The following is a 24,810-nucleotide window of genomic DNA, read 5'->3' on the forward strand; positions in this document are numbered from 1 at the left end:
AGGGTTAGGATGAATTCCGATACTGAATTTAAAAAAGGGATTCTATATGCGTTAGGTGCTTATGTATTATGGGGTATCTTGCCAATTTATTGGAAATTAATTGGTGGCGTTAGTGCATTTGAAATCTTAGCTTACCGCATTGTATTATCTATGATCTTTATGATACTAATGATCGTAGTTTTAAAGAAATCACAAACGTTCAAACGTGATTTAAAACATTTATTCTCACATCCAATTGAACTAATCGTCATTATTATTGCTGGTTATGTGATCACAATCAACTGGGGAACGTTCATCTGGGCTGTGTCAAATGGACACGTACTACAATCTAGTTTAGGTTATTATATTAACCCATTAGTAAGTATATTATTGGCGTTCATTTTCCTAAAAGAGAGATTCAATAAATTTGAAACGCTAGCAATCATCTTTGCGACAATCGGAGTTCTGTATATGACGATTCGCGTTGGAGAATTCCCAGTCATCTCATTAATGTTAGCATTCTCATTCGGTATTTATGGCTTGTTGAAGAAGATTGTTAAAATTGAAGCCATTAGCAGTATTGCAATTGAATGTATCGTTACAGCGCCAGCCGGATTAATATATATGATTTATTTATGGAATACTGGAACATCATCAGTAGGTTTGAATATGGACACATTCTGGTTAATGTTCTCAGGTGCAGTAACTGCCATTCCATTAATCTTATTCTCAGCGGGTGCCAAACGTATTCCGTTATCTCTAACAGGATTCATTCAATACGTTGGTCCAACAATCATGTTCTTCTTAGGTATCTTCGCCTTTAAAGAACATTTTGATGCGCAACAATTGGTTACATTTGCGCTCATTTGGTTCGGTATCGTATTATACAGTATTTCTCAATACGTGAAAATGAAACGTAACCCTAGACCTGAATAATTTACAATAAGGCTTGGGAATAAAAAATATAATGGTGCTATTTTACAAATTCGCAGTAGCTGAATGGACTGAGAAGTCACTTAAATTAAACTTTTCTCAGTTCTAGTCATCCTTGCGGGGGTTGAACAACGAATTCAATATGAATTCTGTTCAACTCTCTTTTTTATTGGAATAAAAGTTAATAATTTCAAAACTTAGTTATGTATAAGTGAGATTAATTAAACTGTTTGATTCATTCAATTGCCTCTTCTATTGGATAAATATTTCCATCTTTATCTTTATACATGCTCATTTCATTCAATTTATCATCTTCAAATTCAATGTTTGTTAAGTAAAAATGGTGATCTTTCTTAAGTTGTCTATATTTAATTAAAAACATTAAACATAAGACACTGTTGAAAATTAAAATTAACTTTTTCACTTTACTAACCCCTTTAAATTGTAGTAAATATAAAAAATTATATTTATAAAAACATTAAAAGTAATTACATGTATTACAATATAATAAATAAAGACTTATATATTTTAGTTACTATTAATTATTGTATTTATATTGTAACGCATATTACCGTTCGAAAGTAGATATATTTATAAATAATTAAAAAAATAATAAAAAATCACTGTAATATTATGGGAATTTGATTTTAGCTGAAAGAAGGGGTTTAATTGCAAACTATTAAACATGATGGATCAATACTACATATCTATTTTGAGAATCCTATTAATAAGATTGAAAAGCTCTACATAAAAAACGAATTTAATTCAATAGATGTGGAAGACACTAATGAGGATTTACATTTATCATTGGATGAGGTTGATTTAAAAAAACATATTTTTCAAGAAGACATATTGATAATATTAAAATAAACAACACTGCAGCGTGTATAAAAGGTCAGTTTGCGATACTGAATTTCACATTAGAAACTGTGCAACTATTAATAAAAACGAGGCTGACTGATAGAGAAACATTCGTAAATATCAATCATGAAGAAATTGGAAAGACGAAAAATGCATCTACTTATAATTTTTCGGTAGAAATCTATAAAGATTTGATAGAATTCATGAAGTATGAATACAAAAATGAGGATATTATAGATATTTACTTAAGTATTAAAGTACTAGAATCATCGCAGAATTTAAGAATAAAAATCGGAAATCCTAGAATAATGGCGGAAAAGCTATTAAAAGGTGAAATTATTACTGAGTTTAACGGTAATATAGTGTCACTTACACCTTATTTCACGATGAAAGGTCGTAATTTATCTTTTAGAATTAATACGTATGACATCGATAGTTACTTAACATATGTGGATGAGTTAAAAAGATCAAAATGTCCCAACTTCTTAAAAAAGGAAAATCAAAAAGTGTGGGTAATTGGTGAAAAATCATATAAAGCTCAACTAGGTATTGAAAGTAATAAAAAAATCATTTTATACACACCGACATTTAGAGATGATGAAATTAATAAAGCCAAAAAACACATCATCAATCTAAAACTTGACTTACAAAGATTGAAGGAAAGTATTGGGGATGAATATATTCTCATTTTACGCCCACATATTATTATTAGTAACGCGTTAAATTTAAGTGAATCACTAAATGATTTTGTCGTCGATGGTACCAAATATCATGAAATCAGTGATCTATACTTAATTACAGATATATGCATCACAGACTATTCGTCAGTCATGTTTGATTTTGCAAATACAAAGAAACCATTATTATTCTTCACCTATGATTTAGAATTTTATAAGAACAGATTAAGTGGCTTTTATTTTAATTTTGAAAAAGAAGCACCAGGTCCACAAATTAAAACAAATGATGGCTTAATCGAAGCAATAAAAAATATTGATGACATACAAGAAGAATATAGAGAGAAATATAAAGCCTTTTACAATCGTTTCTGTACCTTTGAAAAGGGCATAACGTCTAAAACGATAGTAGAAAAATTCTTTAAATAAGACTGCTAAATATATTTTGACTCCTTTGCTAGAAATAGTTATAGGGGGAGTGGGACAGAATTCTTTTTAAATTCGTCGTCCCACCCCCCGCAAGGATGACTAAAACTGGAAAAAGCTTGATTTAAGCACCTTTTCAGTTTAGTCAGCTACTGCGAATTTGCAAAATAGCATCATCCTATTATTTATGTCCCAGGCTCATGTTATGTTTGTTAGTATAAGAGATAAAAGAGAGGTTGCTTATGCTAAAATCATTCGATTTGGAAATTATTAAACGTGCCGTGAAAATCTTTGTAGTTGCTACCATTTGTTTAATCATTACTACGATATTCTGTTATTTTGTTCATCCATCTTTCAATGACTTGAAAAATATGGGAAATGCGAGTGAAAAAATTGGCAACACTAAAGGACTTGAAAAAGTTTGGAAGTATATCGTTAATAATGGTTTCCGAGTTCCACTACAAATGTTTATCTTAGCCTTACTACCTATACCTTATCTTTATTTGATTAATCTAGTGGTTACCATTATTATGCCCGGAATTCTATTAGGCTTTCTTCTGAGCTTTGATTTACATAAAGGGTTGATAGGGAGTATAGCATTTATCCCACATTATACATTTGAAATCATGGGCTTTTGTATTTTAACAAGTGCGTTGTATATGCTAAACAAAGCCATCACACGTCGGTTTACCAATCTCTTTAGGAAAAGTAAAAAAGAAAACTACGCGATAAAAGTTAACTTAATCAATGTAATCAAATCCTATGTATTGATCGCATTACCATTAATCATTATTGCAGCATTTCTAGAAACCTATGTATCAAACTATTTATTTAATCTTATGAGTTGATCCTCATACATAAAGCCAAATGAAGCTCACGCTTTCAGTATCATTTAAAATATAATGTTAAGTTCATTAAACATAATTGAATAGTAGTTGAGATTTTTACTTAGTGTAGAAATCTCTTTTTCTTTTGAATTTCGGTTTGTATATATAAAATTTGGTGAAAACTTGATAAAATTAGTCCGAAAATTGATAAAATGGGATTATCAGACGATATGCTATATAGGTGATGAGATGGGACAATTATTAAAAATTGAAAATATAAAATATTCAATAGACAAACTAAATGAATCAGTGCAAAAATGGGAAACATCTAAAGATGGAAAGTTTTTACTAAGATATCCAACAGTTTACATAATAAATGATAAAAAAGAGAAAAATGATTTTGAAGTTTATGTTGGTGAGACTGGAGATATTAAAAGTAGGACAAGACAGCATCTTAATGCGGATACAAAAGTCAAAGCATTTTGGGAAGAATTTTCAGAATCAGATAATTCTTCAATGTATGTCATTGGTCATGAATTATTTAATAAGTCATTAACGCTAGATATTGAAAATAGACTCATGCAATATTTTCTCAGTGTAGATAATATTTCAATGGTGCATAACAGTAGGACTAATCAACAAAATGAATATTATACTTCTGAAAAATTAGATGAAATTTTCTCAAATATTTGGCAATCACTACATAAAAAGAATGGGGCTTTATTCCCAATTGAAAGTATAATAAAAGATTCTGCTATATTTAAAGCTTCTCCATTTCACAAATTAACTCAAGAACAAATAAATGCAAAAGAGGAGATATTAAATAAAATTAAAGCAGCAATTTTATCAAATGAAGAGAGTCAATTGATAATTGTTGAAGGTGAAGCAGGGTCAGGTAAAACTGTACTAATGAGTACATTATTATACGAACTAGGTAAGTATAACTTAGATTTAAATCAGAATTTAGATATAAATCTTTTAGTAAATCACAATGAACATGTAACTATTTATGATCAAATAGCTAAAAAACTAGGGATTTCTAGTAAATTTAATAAAATAGTACGAAAACCAACTAGCTTTATCAATAGCCATAATCCAGAGAATAAAGTAGATGTAGTAATAGTTGATGAAGCACATTTGCTACTAACGCAAGGACAGCAGAGTTATCAAGGAAAAAATCATTTAGATGATTTATTACAAAGAGCTAAAGTCGTAGTTATTGTATTAGATTTAAAGCAAGTATTAACAACTGGACAAATATGGGAAGAAGAACAGTTAGAAAAATACTATAATCAATCGGAAAATATAAATAATCGAGTTATATTAAGAAATCAAATGCGTATCAATAGTGATGAAACTACTTTCAATTGGATAAGAAATTTAATTGATAATCAAACTATAAACAAACTTCCAAAAGACAGTAAAGGCTATGAAATTAAAGTATTTGATTCACCTAATGAGTTAGAGGTTGCGATAAAAAATAAAGCTCAAAATACAGATAGTGGTATATCAAGAATGCTTGCTACATTTGATTGGAAATATAATAGTAAACCGCCTAAAGATGAAGATTATTGGAGAGTAAAAGTTGATAATTGGTCAATGCCTTGGAACTATCAAATAAAACCTAAAAGAAAAGTTAAAGATTTACCTTGGGTTGAGCAGGAACAGACAATAGATGAAATAGGTTCAACTTTCTCTATTCAAGGATTGGATTTGAATTATGCAGGAGTTATTATTGGTCCTTCAGTTAAATATAGGGATGGACAAATTGTATTTGACAAATCTTGCAGTGCTAATAAGAAAGTAACTCAAAGAAGAACATTGCAAGACGGTTCGAAAGAATATTATTCAGATATGCTTTTGAAAAATGAATTAAACGTTCTATTAACTCGAGGGGTAAATGGACTATATATTTATGCTGTAGACGACCAATTGAGAGAGGCACTTAAAAAAGCTTCACGAGGTGAGAATGATGAATGAAATACATGAAGTATTAAAAGAAATAAATCAATTTAGAGATGAACGTAATTGGAGACAATTTCATAATGAAAAGGATTTATCTTTATCTATCAGTTTAGAAGCTGCTGAATTATTAGAATTATTTCAATGGAAAACACCAGAAGAAGTAGTAGAAAATAAACAAGGAAGACTAGCTGAGGAATTAGCAGATGTATTGATTTATAGTTATATGTTAGCAGACAACTTAGATTTTGATATTAATGACATTATTCGAAAAAAACTAGTGAAAAATGCTGAGAAATATCCTGTTGAAAAAAGTAAAAATAATAATAGTAAATACGATGAGTTATAAAAAGAGTTAATAATCAATATTGAAATTAATCCCCTTGTAAGATAAAAGTCGATAAACTTTTATCTTACAAGGGGATTTTATTACGTATGATTAGAAGCTCATTCCACAATTGAATAATTTATATAATGAACACTGAAGTTTAAGTATATTACTATTATCAAATCTGGAATATAAAATTATATTAAAATGATCAAGCACAAGAAGAATGTTAAGGAGGTGTGAGGATGATTGAAAGACATAAGAAGTTAATCAAATTATTTTTAAGCAATCCCTATACATATTTAAGCGCTAATGAAATTGCTGAGTATCTAAATGTGTCCAATAGAACAGTTAGAAACGATATAAAAATTTTGAATGACAAATTTGAAAATACAATAATCAAGAGTGCTAAATCTAAGGGATATGTATTAAACAATCAAGAATACGATATTAAATATATTCAGGCTATGCTAAATCCTATTATAGAAAAAGATAGTAAGGCTATTATTAATTTAGCTTACAAACTTCTAATGAATGATAAAGAGTTTACCTTTTAGCAGAACATATTTAAGAATCGTTAAAAAAGTGTATTTAAATAACCCATTAGCAGGCAATATTAAAAAGCTTTATCCTTTTATTTTTAATATTTTATTTGAAGTTATTGAAAGTCTTTCTGAAGAGTCAGGTATCATGATTCTAGAGACACAACAGTCCTCGGATACTACGTATAGAATTTATGATTATGATAGAAAAGATAAAGATGGAAATACGCGTGACCTACATTTAGAACAAAGTAAAGATGTTATTGATATTTCGAATCAAGACCCTAACACAGAACCTATTGAGAAACATAGAAACGGTCAGAAATTTACTCAATTTGTATCTAATGAATTCTTTACTGTGGAAAAATGGGATATACAAGGTGTTTTAGATTATGAGAAACCACATGACTATTGCTTAATAACAGTAATAGAAGGTAATGGTAAAATTAATATTGATGGTGAAAATTTTGAAATAGAAAAAGGTAAACATTTTATTTTGACAACTGAAGATAATGAAATTAAATTTGAAGGTGAGTTAAGTATTATAGTGAGTTATTCTAGTGTAGAATAATTGTATTAAATTGTTGTGAGTGTGATTATTTGCACTTTACCATTTCTTTACTCACTCCAAATAATCCATAAATATTCCTCTTGTAAGATGGTGGTGTATACACTTTTATCTTACAGGGGGATTTTTTATGGATAAGAAGCAGTTAGGGAATAAGCGTGAGTCGTTTTCAATTCGTAAATACTCTATCGGAGCGGCGTCTATATTAGTTGGGAGTTTATTATTTTTAGGTGGGGGCCAAGCGTCTGCTACCGAAAGTAATGAGACTAATACTTCTGAAAAGGTTTCAACGTCACAAGCGCAATCAACTGAAGATCAACCGAGTCATGAAGCCTCAACGCAACGTGTTGAACAACCACAAAACAAGACGATAGCTACACAAGAGACAAAGACTAACGAGGATTCTTCTACTGAGGAAACGCAGTCAAACGAAGTTATACATAATGATACTCAAAGTAATGAAGCATCAGAACAATCTAAAGAAGAACAAAAAACACAACAAAATAAAGCATCTGATGATGTAATGAAACAAGAAAAAATTTCGACTGAGCAACCTACACAGGAAAAGACACAACCCACCTCTAAACAAGAAGTAATGACACAAGAGACATCAACTACTGAAGTTCAATCTAAAAAAGAACAATCACAAACTGAAGTACAGCCTCAACATGAAATTAAAGAAACATCTTCACAAAGCAACACGCAAAAAGCACCTACACAAGAAACTAAAAATTCAACACAACTAACTACTGAAAACAAACAATCAGAAAAAAGTAATACGACACAACAAACTGACCAAAAAGCAAATTCTGAGGTATCTCAATCCAACGTAACGTCATCTGAAGAAGTTTCAAATATTAATGCGACACGTACTAACGCTCAACCTTTTTCAAAAGAAGAAATGAATAAAGTAACTGCTGCAGAAGAGAATGATGTCGCAGTTTCAGACGTACCTCAAACACAAATGAAGCACATGTCTCCAAAACAAAAACAAGTGCTCTTCAATGCGTTACAACGTGATGCGAATACGCAAGACCAACAACCAATAGCGATTCTATCTACAACGCCTGAATGGACGTCAGCACAACGTACAAAGAATGCATCTCGAACTGGTCAAGATCAGTTAAATATTACGCATAAAGGTCGTTATACAAGTGGCGCGGATTTCGGGAATGGTGGCACAGAAATTGTGAAGTACAATCCGAAGAATGGCTATGCGTATTCGGTAAATGGCGATAAAGAAGCATTGGATATTATTGATGTGAAACATCCTGGAAAAGATGGCGCAATTAATTTAGTGAAGCGTATTTATCTACAAGATAATGAAATTGAAGCGGGTGATTTAACAAGTGTAACGGTACATCCGAGTGGAGACTATGTAGCCGTGTCTGCGCCAGCAGTGGATAAGACGAAGCCAGGATATGTTGTATTCTATGGTTCAAATGGTGATTACATCAATAATGTGACGGTAGGCAGTCTTCCTGATATGGTCACTTTTTCTAAAGATGGTAAATATTTATTAGTAGCTAATGAAGGGGAACCGAGCGACGATTACACTGTTAACCCACCAGGATCTGTGTCAGTCATTGATGTGACAGGTGGCCCAGCTAATGTGACTGACAATAATGTGCGTACAGCAATGTTCACGAAAGAACATCAAGAAGGTATTCGTGCGTTAGGTCATAATTCGGAAGATGCTTACTTGAATATTGAACCAGAATATATTGCGGTAGATAGTCAAAGTAAATATGCCTATGTAACATTACAGGAAGTCAGTGCCATTGCAAAGGTTGATATCGCAAAAGGACAAATCGTTCAAGTGAAAGGGTTACCTTACAAAGATCATTCACTAGCACAAAATGCAATGGATGCATCAGATGAAGATGGTAAATCTGAGTTGCGACGTGTGCCAGTATTAGGACTGTTACAACCAGATGGCATCGATACGTATGACTACAATGGCGAAACCTATTTATTGATTGCGAACGAAGGCGATTCTCAAGATTATGAGGGTTATTCTGAAGAAAAACGTGTGAAGAAATTGAAAGATGATATTCAATTGGATGCACGTTATTATCAAGGTTACACGCAAGCAGAACTAGATGATATGGTGGAGAATGGCTTGTTTGATGACGAACAATTGGGTCGTTTGAAAGTTACAACATCGCATGCGTTTAAAGATGCAAATGATAAATACAATGCGCTTGTATCTTATGGTGGTCGTTCATTCTCTATTTTAAGAGCTTCTGATTTAGAAATGATTTATGACAGTGGCAGCGATATTGAGCAACGCGTTTTAGACGTGTTACCTGAACGCTTTAATGCTAATTATGAATCAGCCGATGACATTAAAGTAGATGACCGAAGTGATGATAAAGGTCCAGAAGCTGAAAATGTGGTCGTTGGTAAAGTAGGTAGTCATTCATATGCCTTTGTCGGTTTAGAACGTGTTGGTGGTATTATGATTTATGATATTACAAATCCTAATGAACCGTATTTTGTGAAATATTTATACGACCCAGATAATAAAGATATTTCACCTGAGGGCATTACTTTTGAAAGTGCTGAAAGGAGTCCTAACGGCAAACCAATGTTAATCGTGTCATTCGAATTGTCTGGCACAACATCTGCTTGGGAATTAGAAGATTTAACAGGTGGTCAGAACGAGGACGACGGCCAATCTAATGATAACCCGGGAAATACTAATGGGGAGTCTAATAATGACGATACAACTCCTAATCCACCTTCTGAAAATGATGGTTCAAATACAGATCATGATGTAGATAATGGAGAACGACCTGATAATGGTGACGATACTTCAAATAATGATGAAGACAACCATTCTTCTGATGACACTAATGGAAATGATGAAGGCTTAGAACCACTTTATGAAATCGACGGAGACATTTTTGAAGATGATAGCGACGAGGTTATCTCAGATCAAGAAGATAACAATGATACAAAAGCACAGTCACATGAAGATGTAGAGAGTAAAGATGCTTCACACAATATGAATCATGGTGCCCATGCAAATCATCAAGAAGAAAGCCATGATAAGCAAACAATAAATTCTAACACTCTTAACTTGAGTGTGGTAAGCACAAAATCTTCAAGTCATCACGTAGGGGCAACTAACCATGGAAGTGTAGTATCTGAGAATGCAAACCATTCAAATACTTCGACTGATAACGTAAAAAAAGAACTGCCAAAATCAGGTCAAACTGAAACAAACACAATGCTATGGTCAGTGTTACTTGGCGGTTTAGGCTTAGCATTTATTAGAAAACGCAAAGCTTCGAAATCTGAGAAATAATATATAAATTAAGAGCACGCTAATCTGAAATCTAGTGTGCTCTTATCATTATTATTTAGAAGTTCTGTTAAATAATAAATGGTTATTAAAGTATTCGTTAGCATCTATAGTTGTTTCAATTTTGCCATTTTCCTTAAGCCATAATTGTAAGTCATCATAAAATTCTGGGCTCATAGATAAATCATTAGTAAAACATTTGGTAGTTGCAATGATTGTGTCTTTATTTAATTGATTACTTATATCCGTTTGAGTATATGTAGCATAAACATCGACTACCTCTTCGAGATGAGTATTAATGTATTGAATTGCTTTTTTAATGACTTTAAGGAATTTATTGATTTTTTCTTTATCCGCTTTTAATTTATTAGGACTTGTAATAAAAATTAATTGGCAAAAGTCTGGCACGTTATAATCTTTTAATGCAAAATAATCTACATTTAAACCTTTACTTTTTGCTTCAAGAATCTCAAAGTTTTCAAATATAAGTGTGGCAGCATCTGCTTTATCATTTAATAGTGCGTCAGTATGATAAAAACTATTATTAACTGGTGTTATATCTCCTTCTTTGTATGTTACACTATCAGCTTCAATCATTGTTTTAGCAATAGCAATACCTCCTAGGCCAGGGGCTCCAGGATATTGAAGACGTTTACCAACTAAATCTTTAGGTGTCTTTATTCCTTTATCTTTGTTATACATAACACCGCCATTAGTGTGTAGATATCTAGCGAAACCTACCACATTTTGATTAGTTGCTTTATCTTCAACTAAATGAATAGGCTCAGTAATTGCAATATCCATTGAATTATTTTCGATTTCTTCCAATGCATCGAAGTGTTTTTCTGGTTCAATCATTTCAATTTCTAACGCTTCTTCTTTAAACCAGCCTTTTTCAATACCTAAAATTAAAGGTAAGTGATCAGGATTTAAAAACCATTCTAAACCAACAATTAATTTTTCCATAAAAAAATTCCTCCAATAGACAATTTTTTCGTAAAAAAGTGAATTTGAAAGAAATAACAATATATGCATTTCACTTTCCTACGCTGGTACTAACCAACAGGTTCAAGGGTTGAAAGTTTTTTACTTTCTCTCAGCATATTAAATGCACCCCTAGTGATTTTTTTATCTATTAATAACATAGCATAAATTTGTATAGTAGAAAATTGACTGATAAAAATATAGTTAACATGATATGCTAAGTTTTGGAAACAAAATGTTAGCGAAATTCAAGCAAATGCACCATTTTGTATGCGGAAAGTTACATATGAACTTGCTAAGTTAGAAGAGAGGTGACCATAACTATGAAACTTGCTGAACAGATTAGGAAACACCGTAAAGAGAATGACCTAACTCAAGATCAATTGGCTACTGAATTACATATCACGCGACAAACCGTTTCCAAATGGGAACAGGGTACGATTGAACCGAATGCGCAAATGATTGTGCAATTAGCGCAACGTTTTGACATTTCCACAGACGAATTATTAACAGGGGAAACGTCTCATCCTTATAAAAGAGAAGCATCACAATCATATCCTGAACATTTAAATTTTTGGGATTTCTTATCTCAAAAGTGGTGGTTCGTATTAATTTTGGTAGTTATCGTGTGCGGTACAATAACACAAATCTTTACAAGTTAATAGTGAGGTCTCCTAACTCAACTTGGGAGGTACATGATGAGCTTAATAATTAAGTATTTAAAAATAATTGGTGTCATTATTTTGACGTTTGTATTAACAGTCATTGCGCAAAATATTGCTTTACTATGGCATTTGTTAGATTTGAAATCTTTTGAAACAATCTTACATGGTATCACCTATGTGGGACTTACCTTTTTATTCATTAAACTTTTAATTAATAAAGGATTTAAAGAGAAATTAAGTGACTATCGTATTAACTTACTTAAATGTAAACTCAGTTATCTATCAGTTGGCTTACTGATTCCGATTATAAATATCATCATTTATTGCGTCTTTATTCCAGGTCATTTTGAAATAACGAAAGCTGATACTGTAATAGAATATCTAGAAATGTTATTTGAAATTATTGTTTTAGGTGGAATCTGTGCACCTATAGCTGAAGAATTAACAGTACGAGGCTTATTAATGGTCTACATTGAAAAGAAAGCGAATATTATCTTTGCCATCATTGTTACATCTGTATTATTCGCTTTAGTCCATTTGTTTAATGGCGGGATGTCTGGTGTTAGTTTAATATTATTAGTCGTAAGCGGCACGGTCGCTGGTATATTGTACGGTCTGACGGCGTATAAATTTAACTCAATTTGGCCAAGTGTTTTTATGCATATGTGTTGGAATCTGTCAGACTTTGTCCACATCACAACGCATAATGATGACTACGGCGTAATTCAGTATATTATTAAAGTTAAAAACATACTCCTAACGGGTGGCGCATACGGCAATACCTCTTCCCTCGTAGCAATCGTATTATTCGTAATAGCAATAATTTTAGTTGAAAAGAAAAATGTGCAAAGAATTAACTTGAGAGACTAATTTAGTCTCTTTTTTTATTGACCTTCAAGTATAGTTTAATGATAACTTTTAAAAAACAAGGAAAGGGGATGCGAAAATGCAAATAGATGAAGTTTCCAAAAAGCTTAATATATCTAAATCAATGATTCGTTATTATGAAGAAAAAGGCTTGATTAACATTTCTAGAAATCAAAATAATTATAGGGAATTTAATCAGACTGTCTATACAACATTGAAACTTATCAAAGATTTAAAACGATTAAACTTAAGCCTAGAAGAAATAAAATATATTGTAAATTTATTTAACAAGCCTATTTCAAAGGAGTGTAACATCCAATCTACTAAGTACTTAGATCGAATTATTAAGGATTATAAAAGAAATATTAATGAACAAATTAATATATTGAATAGATTGGAACAAGTTAAGGAGCTCTCACAAGACATGAAATTTGAGGAAAATAAAACAGAAATTTTGAATATGTTAGCAGGAGTTAAAGAGTATGATTAGTATTATATATGCTGGAAATCAATCAGGGACATGTTATGGAATTTTTAACTTATTAACTCAAAAATTGGAAAATAAAGAGAAGTATATTTTCAATCTACAACTTATTAAAGAAGACATACTTATTTTAGAAAAAGGATATAAACATGAATTAACAGATAAGCAAAATGAATTTATAAATATTATTAATCAAAGTGATACATTAATATTCATTTATCCTCTATATTGGTTAAACATGCCAATGTTGCTTAAAGGATTTATTGATATGACATTTTGGCCTAATAAGGCTTTTAGTTTCAAAAATAAACAATATTATAAAAACGGTTTATGGAAAGATAAAAAAGCAATAGTTATATATACAATTGGTGGAAGTGAATGGTTTAATTTATTAAATTTGAATCTAGGTTATAGAGTATTAAAGTATCCACTAAATTTAGTTGGTATTTCTAATATAAAAAAATTTTATATTGATCAACTCAACCGAAGTAATAGGCAATCTGTAAATAAAAAAGTGAATAGTCTTGTAGAAAAGGTAATGAAATCCATATAAATAAACTAAGCACAAAGCGGTTATTAAGCTTTGTGCTTTAGTATGTTAGCCTTAAATTGCACTCATAAAAATTTAACTTGAAGGAGATAATGATTTATGGCGGTAAGGCAATTTAGTATTTATAAAATTTTGGCTTATATGATTCTCACAATTGCCATATTGGAAGTTGCAGGAGAATTAGGTGGGCTCGCTATGAATCATGGTCTAGCGAAACCTATTGGTCAACTGATAAGTGGAATTATATTTACCGTTGGGACATTGATAACATTAAAGTACATTCACTCAAAGAACCCAGACATTTTAAAAGAAATTAAATTAAAAGGGTATAGTAATAAGCGAGATTTAATCATAGCATTGGCACTACCATTTTTAATTACATTTATCGTATTAGTAATAGGTATTAGTACAGGTCTAATGCAAAATGTGAGCGTAAGTACGGATATACATATTTGGGCAATGTTTTTATTTAATTGTCTTTTCGCAGTATTATATGAGGCTTTTCCAGAAGAAGTGTTGATTCGTGGATTGATATTAAATGAGTTACGAAAAAAGTTTAAATTTATTCCATCATTATTTATCCAACCGGTATTATTTGTGATTATTGGCGGTTCAGTACATATTATTTCAAACTTAATACATTTAGGTAATCCAGAACTATTGTCAGTTGTAGGTTTAATGATTCAGTTTTTTATATTTGGCATCACGTTACAACTATATAGAGAATTTGCAGGTTCCTTATGGGCGAATATGCTGTTTCATTTAGTTTGTCTAGAAACGACTAGATTTATCTTTATGAGTTCAAGCCAATCTATCATTAAATTTCATGAAACACAACAAGGCGTTTTTGACACATTAGGATTATTGATTGGATTATACATAGGAAGTGCGATTATTTTAGCTATTCTACTTTGGTTCAGAAAAAGAAAGTACCAAAAACTAAATCAACAATAAGGAGGTACCAAATCAACGATGCGTCGTTCATTACTTACATATATTATTTTAGTGTTCGTTTTAACCTATAGTATTGAAGGTCTTGTTTATTTAATCGGCGGACTTCAAGCTTTCTCAATAATTGCGAGTTTAACGATGTTGTTTCCTGCTATTACGGCAATCATTGTATGGGCAATTTATTATCGTGACAAAAAATTTTGGAAGTTCTTCGGACTTAGATTAGGTAAAATTAAAAATTGGTTTATACATCCATTGATGATGCTATTGGCTTTGATAATTATATACTTAGTTTCTTATATGTTGAATCCCAATCAATTTCTAAATAGCACAGAACAACAAGATAGAATGAAAGATATTTTTATTTTCCTACCAGATGTACCACTATTTATCAACTTATTGATTCCAATAATACTTAATCTATCAATAGGTATACTATTTAGTATGATTGCTTATCTAGGTGAAGAGTTAGGTTGGCGAGCTTTTATGTACCCTAAATTGACCAATATTGGAGTAACAAAAGGATTAATTTTAGGCGGCTTTATATGGGGATTATGGCATCTCCCTCTTATCTTAATGGGACATAATTATCCTAATCATCCAATTCTAGGAAATATAATGATGATATTAGTGTGTATTCCGTTTGGCATTATTCTATTTTATTCATATATCAAATCTGGAAATATCTTTGTCCCAGCGATAATGCACGGAATTTTAAATCAATTTTCAAGTACTGTAACTACTTTCTCTATAAAAGAATCACAATTCAATCCATTACTTTATGGTTCAACTGGACTTGTTGGAATAGTGATTTTTAGTTTAATTGCTTTATTTTTAATTAAAACTATCAAGAAATCAAACCATATTTATAATTTTTAATTTTAGACTGACCCTCTATTCCGGAAGGTCTTAAATTACAAAATTAATTGCATATCGCAAAATTTCTACAAAAATAACGTATTTGTTCACAATTTTCGCTAGAATAAACAAGATTTTAACCATATGATGGCAACGTAAAGGAGCGGATCAATTTGAAAACCAAGAGTGTAGGAGAACGTATTAGAAACTTAAGGAAGTCTAAAAAGATGTCTCAAGAGAGGTTGGCAGAAAAACTAAATGTTTCTCGACATTCTATTTCAAATTGGGAAAGGGATGTCAGTTCTCCAGACATACATTCATTATTGGAGATGACAGAACTTTTTGGCGTTTCTTTAAATCATTTGGTTAAAGGAGATGAACTTATAGTGAATAAATATGTTTATGCAGCGTTAGCATTTTTCTTAGGTGGCTTGGGGGCACATAGATTTTATAGAAAACAATATGGTAAAGCACTATTATATATATTATTTTGTTGGACAGGTATTCCTGGTGTAATTGGAATAATAGAGGGAGTTATAGCATTTATAAAAACTGCAGATGCCCAAGGTAATATTTAAGACATAATATGGGGTAGGGAGTGGGACAGAATTTAACTTGAATTCAGTTTCATTCCCTTGTTTTATACATAGCAAAAGCACTTATAGCATTGGGGGAACTATAAGTGCTTTAACGGCCATATTGACGTTTTGGGAAAATACAATTATTGGCTTTTAATAAAATGTATAGTAAGGATACATTTTATCGGCATGGGATCATTAGTGATTCATAAATGTACTCTATAATTTAAGGAAGTGTGAGTAATTCAATCTAAATTGAAAAGAAAAGAGCATGTAATTCAACACGTAAGAAATTACTAATGCAATGATTACCCCAAAACAAATACATCAATTATGTATCTACTTTTAATAAATACCCAGTCAAATTAAAATAAAATTCTTTTTACAAACAAAAGAATAAAAATATTAACTTTATTTAAATCAAAAGTAATCTACTTTAAATTGTGCTACGCTAATAATGAATAAAAAGTCATTCCAATTAACAAATAATAATATTAAATGCGAAATTCGTATATATTCTTTTGCATAGTATTAATTTTGCTTTTTACATAAAAAATAATAAATTCCGTGGAATATAATTTGTTTTTTTAGTAAAATAGTCACCAAACGAGGATGAAAGATAACTTTAAACGTCTAAAACAGTTAACTTATATTCTCATTTTTTTATTATCTACAAGGGGATGGAAAAATTTTATGGATTTACTAATTGGTACTTTATTCTTAATTTTAGTTCTTATTATTTTTACATTATTTACGTATAAAGCGCCTAACGGAATGCGTGCGATGGGAGCACTGGCAAATGCGGCTATTGCGACATTCTTAGTCGAAGCATTCAACAAGTATGTTGGTGGAGAAGTATTCGGAATCAAATTTCTGGAAGAGTTAGGGGATGCTGCGGGAGGTCTTGGCGGTGTTGCTGCAGCTGGATTAACTGCGCTTGCGATTGGTGTATCTCCAGTCTATGCACTAGTTATTGGTGCTGCCTGTGGTGGTATGGATCTCTTACCAGGTTTCTTCGCAGGTTACCTTATCGGTTACGTTATGAAGTATACAGAGAAATATGTTCCAGATGGCGTTGATTTGATTGGTTCAGTAGTTCTACTTGCGCCACTTGCAAGATTGATTGCAGCAGGTTTAACGCCAGTCGTTAATAATACACTTTTAAAAATTGGTGACATTATTCAAAGTAGTACAGATACGAATCCAATATTTATGGGTATCGTTCTTGGCGGTATTATTACAGTTGTTGGTACTGCGCCATTAAGTTCAATGGCATTAACAGCTTTATTAGGACTAACAGGTATACCTATGGCAATCGGGGCAATGGCAGCATTTAGTTCGGCATTTATAAACGGTACATTATTCCATCGTTTAAAATTAGGTGATCGCAAGTCAACGATTTCAGTAAGCATAGAACCTTTGTCACAAGCAGATATAGTGTCAGCTAACCCAATTCCAATTTACATAACGAATTTCTTTGGTGGAGCAGCTGCAGGTTTAATAATCGCATTATCTGGCATGATCAATGATGCGACAGGTACAGCAACACCGATTGCTGGATTCCTTGTAATGTTTGGTTTTAACAATCCAATGACAGTCGTTATTTATGGCGTTGTCATGGCTATCGTTGGTGGACTTGCAGGTTGGATTGGTTCACTCGTATTTAAGAAATATCCAATTGTTACTAAACAAGATATGATTGATCGAGGTGCTAAAGACGCATAGTATTAAAAATAAACCTTCTTTGTATTGTCATTACAAAGAAGGTTTTTGGTATATAAATCCCTAAAAGAAAGTATTTACTAAATAAGTTTAATAATACTGTTTTATGTGTAATAATAAAATCGTAAAAATCATAGTAATCACTTTCATTATAGCGCTAAAAATTGTAAATATATCAAAAAACATGTTATTGTAAACATTTTGTCAATTATACATAAATAATTTATAAAGTTATTTAAAAAGTGTTGTATTATATTTTGCAATCGCTTACAATACATGTGAAAGATATCACAAAGGAGTTGTACAAGATGCAAAATTTAAGAAACAGAAGTTTTTTAACACTATTAGACTTTTCACAAAAAGAGGTTGAGTTTTTACTAAATCTATCAGAGGATTTAAAACGTGCGAAATACGCCGGTATAGAACAGCAAAAACTTAAAGGTAAAAACATCGCATTAATTTTTGAAAAAGATTCTACTCGTACACGTTGTGCGTTTGAAACTGCAGCATATGATCAAGGCGCTCACGTGACATATCTTGGACCAACTGGAAGCCAAATGGGTAAAAAAGAATCTGCGAAAGATACTGCTCGTGTATTAGGTGGTATGTATGATGGAATCGAATACCGCGGCTTCTCACAACGTACTGTTGAAGAATTAGCGAAATATTCAGGTGTGCCTGTGTGGAACGGCTTAACAGATGAAGATCATCCAACTCAAGTACTTGCTGACTTCTTAACAGCAAAAGAAGTATTGAAAAAACCTTACCATGAAATCAACTTCACATATGTTGGAGATGGACGTAACAATGTAGCAAATGCATTAATGCAAGGTGCAGCTATCATGGGAATGACTTTCCACTTAGTTTGCCCTAAAGAATTAAATCCAACTGATGAGTTATTAAAACGTTGTAAAGAAATCGCAGCTAAAAATGGTGGCGAAATCTTAGTAACTGATGACATCGATGAAGGTGTTAAAGGATCAGACGTTATCTACACAGACGTTTGGGTATCAATGGGTGAACCTGACGAAGTTTGGGAAAAACGTATCAAGTTATTAGAACCATATCGTGTAACTAAAGAAATGATGGAAAAAACTGGTAACCCACGTGCCATCTTTGAACACTGCTTACCATCATTCCACGATACTGAAACTAAAATTGGTAAAGAAATCCAAGAAAAATATGGCTTAACTGAAATGGAAGTTGCTGACGAAGTCTTTGAAAGTGAACAATCTGTTGTCTTCCAAGAAGCTGAAAACAGAGCACACACTATTAAAGCTGTAATGGTTGCAACTTTAGGAGAATAATTGAAGGGAGACCTACCTATGTCTAAAATCGTAGTGGCTTTAGGTGGTAACGCTTTAGGACAATCACCTGAAGAGCAATTAGAATTAGTTAAAGGAACAGCTAAATCATTAGTTAGCTTAATCCAAAAAGGTTATGAAGTTGTAATCAGCCATGGTAATGGACCACAAGTCGGCAGTATTAATTTAGGATTAAATTATGCAGCTGAAAATGGTCAAGGACCAGCGTTTCCATTCCCAGAATGTGGCGCAATGAGTCAAGCTTATATTGGTTATCAATTACAAGAAAGTTTATTAAATGAACTTCATGCTTTAAATATTGATAAACAAGTGGTTACATTAGTGACTCAAGTTGAAGTAGATGGTGATGACCAAGCATTCAATAATCCTACGAAACCAATTGGCTTATTCTATACAAAAGAACAAGCGGAACAAACAATGGAAGAAAAAGGTTACAAATTCGTAGAAGACTCTGGACGAGGTTATCGTCGTGTTGTACCTTCTCCAATGCCAATCAACATTGTAGAACTAGATAGCATTGAAACATTAATTAAACACGGTACATTAGTTATTGCAGCTGGTGGTGGCGGTATCCCAGTTGTTAAAAAAGAAGGTAACTATAAAGGCGTCGATGCTGTTATCGATAAAGATAAAACAAGCGCTTTACTTGCGGCACACTTAAAATCAGATCAATTAATTATCTTAACAGCAGTAGATTATGTTTATATTAATTACGGTAAAGATAATCAAGAAGCTTTAGGTGAAGTAACAGTGGATGAAATGAATCAACATATTGCTGACGGTCAATTCGCAAAAGGTAGTATGTTACCTAAAGTAGAAGCGGCATTACAATTTATCGAGAAAAATCCGGAAGGTAGTGTATTAATTACATCTCTTGAAGATTTAGGAGATGCCCTAGACGGTAAAATTGGTACATTAATTAAAAAATAATAAACGCGATTAACTTTTGACATGGTTATACAATAACACTCAATACATTTTAATAAATAAGTTGAACCTGGGCTTAATGTGTGTGATTTACATACGTAAGCTCAGGTTTTTTAGTGGTCTTTTGGGTATTAAAAATCCCCTCACTAGTTGGCGTAGTGAGGGGATTGATGTTTACTAAATGTATTATGAAACTTGTTAAAATATTTCAATATCAGAAAGTGTAAAATGCGACTTCAAATTACTTTATTGTAATTAACTCAATATAAATGCCACAAATTCTTCTACGCTAAGATTGTCAAAGTAGAACTTTAAATCAATGTCATTCAAACGTTCAATCAAGTCAGCTTTGACCATACGCGTACCAATTAAATGTTCTTCAACATCGTGAATGTTACCTTGACCAAAGAAATCGCCATAAATACGACAAGCGGCAATACGGTTATGTTCAATTGATAGGGAAATATCAATTGTGCCACAACTAAAGCGCTCATTTCGATTGTATTCATATCGTGGTGAACGGCCATAGTTCCATTCCCAATTATCATACTTTTCAGCGACTAATTGATCGATGCCAGCCCAATCTTCGTCTGTTAATTCATAGCGTTTGGCATCTTTAATGTCATCTATTCCCATAATTTGCTTAATCATGAGATCTTTGAATTCATGAATGGTGATGTCTTGATATTTAGGGTCTAATGCATCGCGGATTTGACCGACGCGGGCACGTACTGATTTGATGCCTTTAGATTCAATCTTCTTACGGTTTGGTTTCAATACGTTGACCATGGCGTCGTAATCGACATCTAATAGTAATGAATAACCACCATAAATACGGTTATTCAATAATGTCATCGCAGCACCTGAAATTTTCTTGTCATTTAAAGCGAGATCATTACGACCACTTTGAATGACGTCAGTTGCGCCTAAATTATGTAACGCTTGAATAGCAGGGCGATAGAAGCGTTGGAAATCACCATAAATGGATGTATCCTGTTCTAAAATACAACATACGTTGACGGCACCATCGTCGACGTAAACTGCGCCACCGCCTGTATCACGACGTACGACTTTAATGTTGTTCTCATCGACGTAGTCTTGATTGATTTCAACCGCTGTATTCTGGAAACGACCGATTTCTACTTTAGGTTGGCAATAATATGGAAGTAATATATCTTCGTCCAGAAAGATATTGTTATTAATATATACTTGCATCGCCAAGTTTACGGCGCCATCATCGATATATTTACCATTACGAATAGGTTCTATTAAATACATGTTTTTGTCTCCTAAGTTGTTAATTGTCTTTGTGCGTTAATGATTAATGATGCTATATCTTCAGTGAGATGAATGGTTCTATCTTGGATTGATTTAGGGATACGATACGCTTTCTTGTTTAACGTCATAAACACGGCATTGGGATTGTGACGCGTCATACGTTGGAAAGGATGTTTCACAAATTGTGGTGTCGTATAACCAATACCAATTTCAAGATATAACACTTTGCCATTCTTATGAGTATCTAGAAAATGATTGTAGCGATCTAATTGTGCATGGAAATCTGCATCTTCAACCATGCCGACTTGTGCTTTACGTTTGTTAATCTCCATAGGGGCATCACATTTTGGGCAATGTGGAATCAACTCATATGGGATTTTCATGTCTTCTTGTTTGGCTACCATTTCGCGAATGGCATCATCATCACGATATGTTTGTGCATGACAGTGTTGGCTACATTGCCAAAGAATATATTCTCCTTGAATATGAAATACTTTATTTAAATCATAATCTGCCACTAAAAAGGCATTATCTGCATTGGTCGTAATAATATGATAATCCTTGTGTTCAAGCATCTTTTTAAGTGCAACGTAAGAAGGGCCGACAGGTTGGTCTAAGTAGTTCAACTTCACGAAACGACTTTCAAATGCCCAATATTCCTGCCAACTATCAAACGGGTGCAAACTCGCTTGCAACATATCGAAGAAATTATATTTCTCGATAAAGTCGGGAAAGTTCTGCGTAAAACGTTCACCAATATAAGTGAAACCGTCTGAAGCAGACATACCAGCGCCTATGCCGACAACGATGGCATCAGCTTCATCAATGGCTTGTGCCAAGATATCCGTTTGAGTGGGGTCTTGTTGTTGCGCCTTATCAAGCGCTATCCAATTCTCGTTATGCGTTGGGTTATCTGTTGTTGTCATTGAAAGCCTCCTTATATAGTTCTAAATCTCTATCTGTAAATACGTTAAAGAGTACTTTCAACTCTGAGCCAGTTTCATGTAAATATTGACGTGTCGTTTCAATCGCTATACGACTTGCCTCGTCTTGTGGGAATCCAAAGACACCTGTTGAAATACAACAGAATGCTAAGTGTCTTAACCCCTTTTCATCGGCAAGCGCTAGACAGCTACGATAACAACGTGCAAGCAAATCTCTATTCATCTGAGATACAGGTTGTTTACGAATTTGCGGGCCAACCGTATGAATGACATATTTGGCTGGTAAATTATAAGCAGAGGTAACCTTTGCTTTACCAACACCTTCTTTACGTCCTTGTTGCTCAATTATATGAGCGCAATCTAGACGTAACTGTACACCAGCCTTGGTATGAATGATGTTATCTATGCAGTCGTGATTCGCTTGCATACATCCTAAGAATCGGCTATTCGCTGCGTTGACGATACCGTCAATATCAAGTGTTGTGATGTCACCTAGCCATAAATATAATGGCTCATCTGAAACAGGTGTTAAATCATCAATATGTGTAATGTCTTGTTGGTTGTTTAATGTAGATAAATAGGCATCTTGAATATCTAAGTACTCAGAACTGACAGGCTCAGGTGGACGAACATTGGCCAAACCACGATACAATTCCCACTGTTCTGTGTCAGTGTGAGGGAGGTCTAAAGGTTTGTCACCATATTGTTCCTTCCACATCGTTTCAATAAGATAAGCTAAACGTTCTTGTTGGTTCACTGACATTTAGTCCTCATCTGGATCTGGTAATGCGTCGTATGCTGCTTCATCTACATTTTCTAATTTAACTAACCAATTTTCTTCTGGCTTTTCAGAATTTAAAATAGCTGGCTCATCTTCAGCTTTCGTATTACGTTCGACAATTTTACCTGCAAGTGGAGATTGCACATCTAACACAGTTTTAGATGCTTCGATACTCACGATTTCATCATTGACGTTAACGTCATCTGGTCCCATAAATTCTACATAACCTACTGTACCTACGTCATCTTGTAATTCAGGTGTCATACGATAAATATATTGGTTTCCTACCTTTTCAACATATAAATAATTAGCTAATTTAGCCATTTCATATCATCCTTTCTTTATTTATAAATACGCTTGTGCGATGCGTTCAATTGTACGACATCGTTGGTCGATGCCTGGTAATAGCGGTACGACTAAGACTTCATCCGCCTTAAATTCTTGGATCATTGCGTCCAAGCGGGGTTTCACTTGCTCGATTGTGCCAGCTAAGATGCGTGCACGATGCTGAGCGATAACGCGTTTATCACGGTCACTTAAGTTATATTGTCGTGCTATTTCGATGGATGGGAAGCGGTCGAACTCGGCAAATTGACGTTTGCCTAGTAGCCACACGTCAAGTGCGTGTAGTAAGTCTTGCGCTTCTTCTTCAGTGTCCGTTACAATCGCAAACGTTGTTAACATGACTGTGGGTGACATGTTTAACGCAGTTTGTTGAAAGTGTTCACGATACGTCTCTACTGACGCTTTAGCTGCATCAATCTTATCTTGGCTAGGTAATAAGAATGTTCCTAATGTGTAGCCCATGCCTTGTGTAGCAGCTAATTTAGCTGAGCGTTGGCTTGCACTTAAGAGCCACATTTCTGGATGACGTGATAGGTGAGGTTGACTAATCACTTGTCCTACACGTTGTTCCTCTGGTGCTTGCGTCAAATAATGACGAATATCCTCAATGCTTTGTGCATAATCAAGATAGTCACGCTTGTCCTCATCCATTGCACGTTTGACCACCGCTGTACCTGGATTATTGCCGATACCCAAGTCAACCCGACCAGGATGGAGTGCCTCTAACATTTTAAAATTTTCGGCCACTTTAAACGGGCTATAGTGAGGCAACATGACGCCACCAGACCCTAACTTAATGCGCTTCGTTTCCCCTAACAAATGCATCATTAATAATTCAGGACTACCACTCGCAAACGCTGGAACATCATGATGTTCTGTTAACCAGAAACGCTTGTAGCCTAAGTCATCAGCGAGTTTCGCAAGTCTTGTGGTATCTTGTAAAGCTTGCGTCGCATCCTTGCCTTCATCAATCATGGCATAATCTAATATATTGAAATCCACTTGGCGCTCATCTCCAAAGTTAATTGTTTAGTCCCTTAATTATAATACCCACCACCATTTTAACGTGTTTAGTGAAATTTTGTAGGAATTTAGTTTATACGTCACACAAATGTTCTAGTGGTTTTCTTCTTTTTCTGAA

At 33.1% G+C, this 24,810-nt stretch carries 27 protein-coding genes and 1 riboswitch; of the genes, 19 read left to right on the forward strand and 8 right to left on the reverse strand.

The window, feature by feature from the left end; translation table 11 throughout:
* The first annotated feature begins 9 nt into the window (after window positions 1-9).
* On the forward strand, window positions 10-915 hold the full coding sequence (gene rarD, locus HMPREF3134_RS02330; RefSeq protein WP_070440450.1) for an EamA family transporter RarD: 906 nt from the start codon (window positions 10-12) through the stop codon (window positions 913-915).
* Between the two features lie 232 nt (window positions 916-1,147).
* Here the strand turns inward: rarD and HMPREF3134_RS02335 are convergent, their stop codons facing one another.
* Window positions 1,148-1,336 carry a hypothetical protein gene (locus HMPREF3134_RS02335; RefSeq protein WP_070440452.1) on the reverse strand — a complete coding sequence of 63 codons (189 nt, stop codon included), beginning with the start codon at window positions 1,334-1,336 and terminating at the stop codon, window positions 1,148-1,150.
* 245 nt (window positions 1,337-1,581) lie between these two features.
* On the opposite strand from HMPREF3134_RS02335, the gene HMPREF3134_RS12360 reads away from it, so the two are divergent.
* The 8 genes from HMPREF3134_RS12360 to HMPREF3134_RS02375 all read left to right on the forward strand — a co-directional run bounded on the left by HMPREF3134_RS12360 (window position 1,582) and on the right by HMPREF3134_RS02375 (window position 10,413).
* Window positions 1,582-1,782 (forward strand): hypothetical protein, encoded by a 201-nt coding sequence (locus tag HMPREF3134_RS12360; protein ID WP_070440454.1) that lies wholly within the window; start codon window positions 1,582-1,584, stop codon window positions 1,780-1,782.
* Window positions 1,783-1,799: 17 nt separating this feature from the next.
* The gene (locus HMPREF3134_RS02345) at window positions 1,800-2,876 is read left to right on the forward strand and encodes a CDP-glycerol glycerophosphotransferase family protein (protein ID WP_256262260.1); all 1,077 of its coding nucleotides are present in this window, start codon (window positions 1,800-1,802) and stop codon (window positions 2,874-2,876) included.
* A 239-nt stretch (window positions 2,877-3,115) separates the two neighbouring features.
* Window positions 3,116-3,721 (forward strand): stage II sporulation protein M, encoded by a 606-nt coding sequence (locus HMPREF3134_RS02350; protein WP_070440457.1) that lies wholly within the window; start codon window positions 3,116-3,118, stop codon window positions 3,719-3,721.
* A 228-nt stretch (window positions 3,722-3,949) separates the two neighbouring features.
* Window positions 3,950-5,680: a DUF2075 domain-containing protein gene (locus HMPREF3134_RS02355; RefSeq protein ID WP_070440459.1), complete on the forward strand. Its 1,731-nt coding sequence runs from the start codon at window positions 3,950-3,952 to the stop codon at window positions 5,678-5,680.
* A complete protein-coding gene (locus HMPREF3134_RS02360; RefSeq protein WP_037550799.1) occupies window positions 5,673-6,011 on the forward strand; it encodes a nucleotide pyrophosphohydrolase in 339 nt (112 codons plus the stop codon). Before HMPREF3134_RS02355 ends, HMPREF3134_RS02360 begins: the two co-directional genes overlap by 8 nt.
* A gap of 224 nt (window positions 6,012-6,235) precedes the next feature.
* On the forward strand, window positions 6,236-6,547 hold the full coding sequence (locus tag HMPREF3134_RS02365) for a helix-turn-helix domain-containing protein (RefSeq protein ID WP_053024397.1): 312 nt from the start codon (window positions 6,236-6,238) through the stop codon (window positions 6,545-6,547).
* Window positions 6,525-7,103: a class I mannose-6-phosphate isomerase gene (locus HMPREF3134_RS02370; protein ID WP_110708967.1), complete on the forward strand. Its 579-nt coding sequence runs from the start codon at window positions 6,525-6,527 to the stop codon at window positions 7,101-7,103. Before HMPREF3134_RS02365 ends, HMPREF3134_RS02370 begins: the two co-directional genes overlap by 23 nt.
* A gap of 127 nt (window positions 7,104-7,230) precedes the next feature.
* The gene (locus HMPREF3134_RS02375) at window positions 7,231-10,413 is read left to right on the forward strand and encodes a choice-of-anchor I family protein (protein ID WP_070440461.1); all 3,183 of its coding nucleotides are present in this window, start codon (window positions 7,231-7,233) and stop codon (window positions 10,411-10,413) included.
* Between the two features lie 51 nt (window positions 10,414-10,464).
* Here the strand turns inward: HMPREF3134_RS02375 and HMPREF3134_RS02380 are convergent, their stop codons facing one another.
* Window positions 10,465-11,376 (reverse strand): ABC transporter substrate-binding protein, encoded by a 912-nt coding sequence (locus HMPREF3134_RS02380; RefSeq protein WP_053024399.1) that lies wholly within the window; start codon window positions 11,374-11,376, stop codon window positions 10,465-10,467.
* 58 nt (window positions 11,377-11,434) lie between these two features.
* Window positions 11,435-11,538: riboswitch (TPP riboswitch) on the reverse strand.
* Window positions 11,539-11,717: 179 nt separating this feature from the next.
* On the opposite strand from HMPREF3134_RS02380, the gene HMPREF3134_RS02385 reads away from it, so the two are divergent.
* From HMPREF3134_RS02385 to HMPREF3134_RS11700, 7 genes are all read left to right on the forward strand, one after another.
* Complete coding sequence (locus HMPREF3134_RS02385; protein WP_053024400.1) at window positions 11,718-12,056, forward strand: helix-turn-helix domain-containing protein; 339 nt, start codon at window positions 11,718-11,720, stop codon at window positions 12,054-12,056.
* Between the two features lie 36 nt (window positions 12,057-12,092).
* On the forward strand, window positions 12,093-12,929 hold the full coding sequence (locus HMPREF3134_RS02390) for a CPBP family intramembrane glutamic endopeptidase (RefSeq protein WP_070440463.1): 837 nt from the start codon (window positions 12,093-12,095) through the stop codon (window positions 12,927-12,929).
* A gap of 76 nt (window positions 12,930-13,005) precedes the next feature.
* A complete protein-coding gene (locus tag HMPREF3134_RS02395; RefSeq protein WP_053024402.1) occupies window positions 13,006-13,416 on the forward strand; it encodes a MerR family transcriptional regulator in 411 nt (136 codons plus the stop codon).
* Window positions 13,409-13,963: an NAD(P)H-dependent oxidoreductase gene (locus tag HMPREF3134_RS02400; protein ID WP_053024403.1), complete on the forward strand. Its 555-nt coding sequence runs from the start codon at window positions 13,409-13,411 to the stop codon at window positions 13,961-13,963. Before HMPREF3134_RS02395 ends, HMPREF3134_RS02400 begins: the two co-directional genes overlap by 8 nt.
* Window positions 13,964-14,059: 96 nt before the next feature.
* A complete protein-coding gene (locus HMPREF3134_RS11920; RefSeq protein WP_141738615.1) occupies window positions 14,060-14,914 on the forward strand; it encodes a CPBP family intramembrane glutamic endopeptidase in 855 nt (284 codons plus the stop codon).
* Between the two features lie 18 nt (window positions 14,915-14,932).
* Window positions 14,933-15,790 carry a CPBP family intramembrane glutamic endopeptidase gene (locus HMPREF3134_RS02410; RefSeq protein WP_037550794.1) on the forward strand — a complete coding sequence of 286 codons (858 nt, stop codon included), beginning with the start codon at window positions 14,933-14,935 and terminating at the stop codon, window positions 15,788-15,790.
* Window positions 15,791-15,942: 152 nt separating this feature from the next.
* A complete protein-coding gene (locus HMPREF3134_RS11700; protein WP_080287549.1) occupies window positions 15,943-16,347 on the forward strand; it encodes an NINE protein in 405 nt (134 codons plus the stop codon).
* 647 nt (window positions 16,348-16,994) lie between these two features.
* Here the strand turns inward: HMPREF3134_RS11700 and HMPREF3134_RS12625 are convergent.
* Window positions 16,995-17,132: a hypothetical protein gene (locus HMPREF3134_RS12625; protein WP_370591667.1), complete on the reverse strand. Its 138-nt coding sequence runs from the start codon at window positions 17,130-17,132 to the stop codon at window positions 16,995-16,997.
* On the opposite strand from HMPREF3134_RS12625, the gene HMPREF3134_RS02420 reads away from it, so the two are divergent.
* From HMPREF3134_RS02420 to arcC, 3 genes are all read left to right on the forward strand, one after another.
* Window positions 17,086-18,072, forward strand: a complete 987-nt coding sequence (locus tag HMPREF3134_RS02420; protein ID WP_240558777.1) for a PTS sugar transporter subunit IIC — start codon at window positions 17,086-17,088, stop codon at window positions 18,070-18,072. The two genes, HMPREF3134_RS12625 and HMPREF3134_RS02420, sit on opposite strands and share 47 nt — an antisense overlap.
* Window positions 18,073-18,377: 305 nt before the next feature.
* Window positions 18,378-19,376 carry an ornithine carbamoyltransferase gene (gene argF, locus HMPREF3134_RS02425; RefSeq protein ID WP_037550791.1) on the forward strand — a complete coding sequence of 333 codons (999 nt, stop codon included), beginning with the start codon at window positions 18,378-18,380 and terminating at the stop codon, window positions 19,374-19,376.
* 18 nt (window positions 19,377-19,394) lie between these two features.
* A complete protein-coding gene (gene arcC / locus HMPREF3134_RS02430) occupies window positions 19,395-20,324 on the forward strand; it encodes a carbamate kinase (RefSeq protein ID WP_053024404.1) in 930 nt (309 codons plus the stop codon).
* A 252-nt stretch (window positions 20,325-20,576) separates the two neighbouring features.
* Here arcC and HMPREF3134_RS02435 read toward each other — a convergent pair whose 3' ends face one another.
* From HMPREF3134_RS02435 to HMPREF3134_RS02455, 5 genes are read right to left on the reverse strand one after another with little or no spacing between them, the layout of a single operon-like run.
* Window positions 20,577-21,599 (reverse strand): lipoate--protein ligase, encoded by a 1,023-nt coding sequence (locus HMPREF3134_RS02435; protein WP_037550787.1) that lies wholly within the window; start codon window positions 21,597-21,599, stop codon window positions 20,577-20,579.
* An 11-nt stretch (window positions 21,600-21,610) separates the two neighbouring features.
* The gene (locus tag HMPREF3134_RS02440; RefSeq protein ID WP_070440465.1) at window positions 21,611-22,525 is read right to left on the reverse strand and encodes an SIR2 family NAD-dependent protein deacylase; all 915 of its coding nucleotides are present in this window, start codon (window positions 22,523-22,525) and stop codon (window positions 21,611-21,613) included.
* Entirely contained in the window at window positions 22,509-23,306 is a 798-nt protein-coding gene (locus tag HMPREF3134_RS02445) for a protein-ADP-ribose hydrolase (protein ID WP_011274594.1), read from the reverse strand. Before HMPREF3134_RS02445 ends, HMPREF3134_RS02440 begins: the two co-directional genes overlap by 17 nt.
* The gene (locus tag HMPREF3134_RS02450; RefSeq protein ID WP_011274595.1) at window positions 23,307-23,648 is read right to left on the reverse strand and encodes a glycine cleavage system H family protein; all 342 of its coding nucleotides are present in this window, start codon (window positions 23,646-23,648) and stop codon (window positions 23,307-23,309) included. It abuts the gene before it with no gap.
* A gap of 21 nt (window positions 23,649-23,669) precedes the next feature.
* Window positions 23,670-24,671 carry an LLM class flavin-dependent oxidoreductase gene (locus HMPREF3134_RS02455; RefSeq protein ID WP_083279085.1) on the reverse strand — a complete coding sequence of 334 codons (1,002 nt, stop codon included), beginning with the start codon at window positions 24,669-24,671 and terminating at the stop codon, window positions 23,670-23,672.
* Window positions 24,672-24,810 lie beyond the last annotated feature (139 nt).

This window comes from Staphylococcus sp. HMSC14D10, assembly GCF_001808125.1.
Lineage (GTDB): Bacteria > Bacillota > Bacilli > Staphylococcales > Staphylococcaceae > Staphylococcus > Staphylococcus haemolyticus.

Bases quoted from the DNA above. Each gene is read 5' to 3' on its own strand.
- rarD (WP_070440450.1), top strand. From the start codon at position 10: ATGAATTCCGATACTGAATTTAAAAAAGGGATTCTATATGCGTTAGGT.
- HMPREF3134_RS02350 (WP_070440457.1), top strand. From the start codon at position 3,116: ATGCTAAAATCATTCGATTTGGAAATTATTAAACGTGCCGTGAAAATC.
- HMPREF3134_RS02355 (WP_070440459.1), top strand. From the start codon at position 3,950: ATGGGACAATTATTAAAAATTGAAAATATAAAATATTCAATAGACAAA.
- HMPREF3134_RS02360 (WP_037550799.1), top strand. From the start codon at position 5,673: ATGAATGAAATACATGAAGTATTAAAAGAAATAAATCAATTTAGAGAT.
- HMPREF3134_RS02365 (WP_053024397.1), top strand. From the start codon at position 6,236: ATGATTGAAAGACATAAGAAGTTAATCAAATTATTTTTAAGCAATCCC.
- HMPREF3134_RS02370 (WP_110708967.1), top strand. From the start codon at position 6,525: ATGATAAAGAGTTTACCTTTTAGCAGAACATATTTAAGAATCGTTAAA.
- HMPREF3134_RS02375 (WP_070440461.1), top strand. From the start codon at position 7,231: ATGGATAAGAAGCAGTTAGGGAATAAGCGTGAGTCGTTTTCAATTCGT.
- HMPREF3134_RS02380 (WP_053024399.1), bottom strand. From the start codon at position 11,376: ATGGAAAAATTAATTGTTGGTTTAGAATGGTTTTTAAATCCTGATCAC.
- HMPREF3134_RS02385 (WP_053024400.1), top strand. From the start codon at position 11,718: ATGAAACTTGCTGAACAGATTAGGAAACACCGTAAAGAGAATGACCTA.
- HMPREF3134_RS02390 (WP_070440463.1), top strand. From the start codon at position 12,093: ATGAGCTTAATAATTAAGTATTTAAAAATAATTGGTGTCATTATTTTG.
- HMPREF3134_RS02395 (WP_053024402.1), top strand. From the start codon at position 13,006: ATGCAAATAGATGAAGTTTCCAAAAAGCTTAATATATCTAAATCAATG.
- HMPREF3134_RS02400 (WP_053024403.1), top strand. From the start codon at position 13,409: ATGATTAGTATTATATATGCTGGAAATCAATCAGGGACATGTTATGGA.
- HMPREF3134_RS11920 (WP_141738615.1), top strand. From the start codon at position 14,060: ATGGCGGTAAGGCAATTTAGTATTTATAAAATTTTGGCTTATATGATT.
- HMPREF3134_RS02410 (WP_037550794.1), top strand. From the start codon at position 14,933: ATGCGTCGTTCATTACTTACATATATTATTTTAGTGTTCGTTTTAACC.
- argF (WP_037550791.1), top strand. From the start codon at position 18,378: ATGCAAAATTTAAGAAACAGAAGTTTTTTAACACTATTAGACTTTTCA.
- arcC (WP_053024404.1), top strand. From the start codon at position 19,395: ATGTCTAAAATCGTAGTGGCTTTAGGTGGTAACGCTTTAGGACAATCA.
- HMPREF3134_RS02435 (WP_037550787.1), bottom strand. From the start codon at position 21,599: ATGTATTTAATAGAACCTATTCGTAATGGTAAATATATCGATGATGGC.
- HMPREF3134_RS02440 (WP_070440465.1), bottom strand. From the start codon at position 22,525: ATGACAACAACAGATAACCCAACGCATAACGAGAATTGGATAGCGCTT.
- HMPREF3134_RS02445 (WP_011274594.1), bottom strand. From the start codon at position 23,306: ATGTCAGTGAACCAACAAGAACGTTTAGCTTATCTTATTGAAACGATG.
- HMPREF3134_RS02450 (WP_011274595.1), bottom strand. From the start codon at position 23,648: ATGGCTAAATTAGCTAATTATTTATATGTTGAAAAGGTAGGAAACCAA.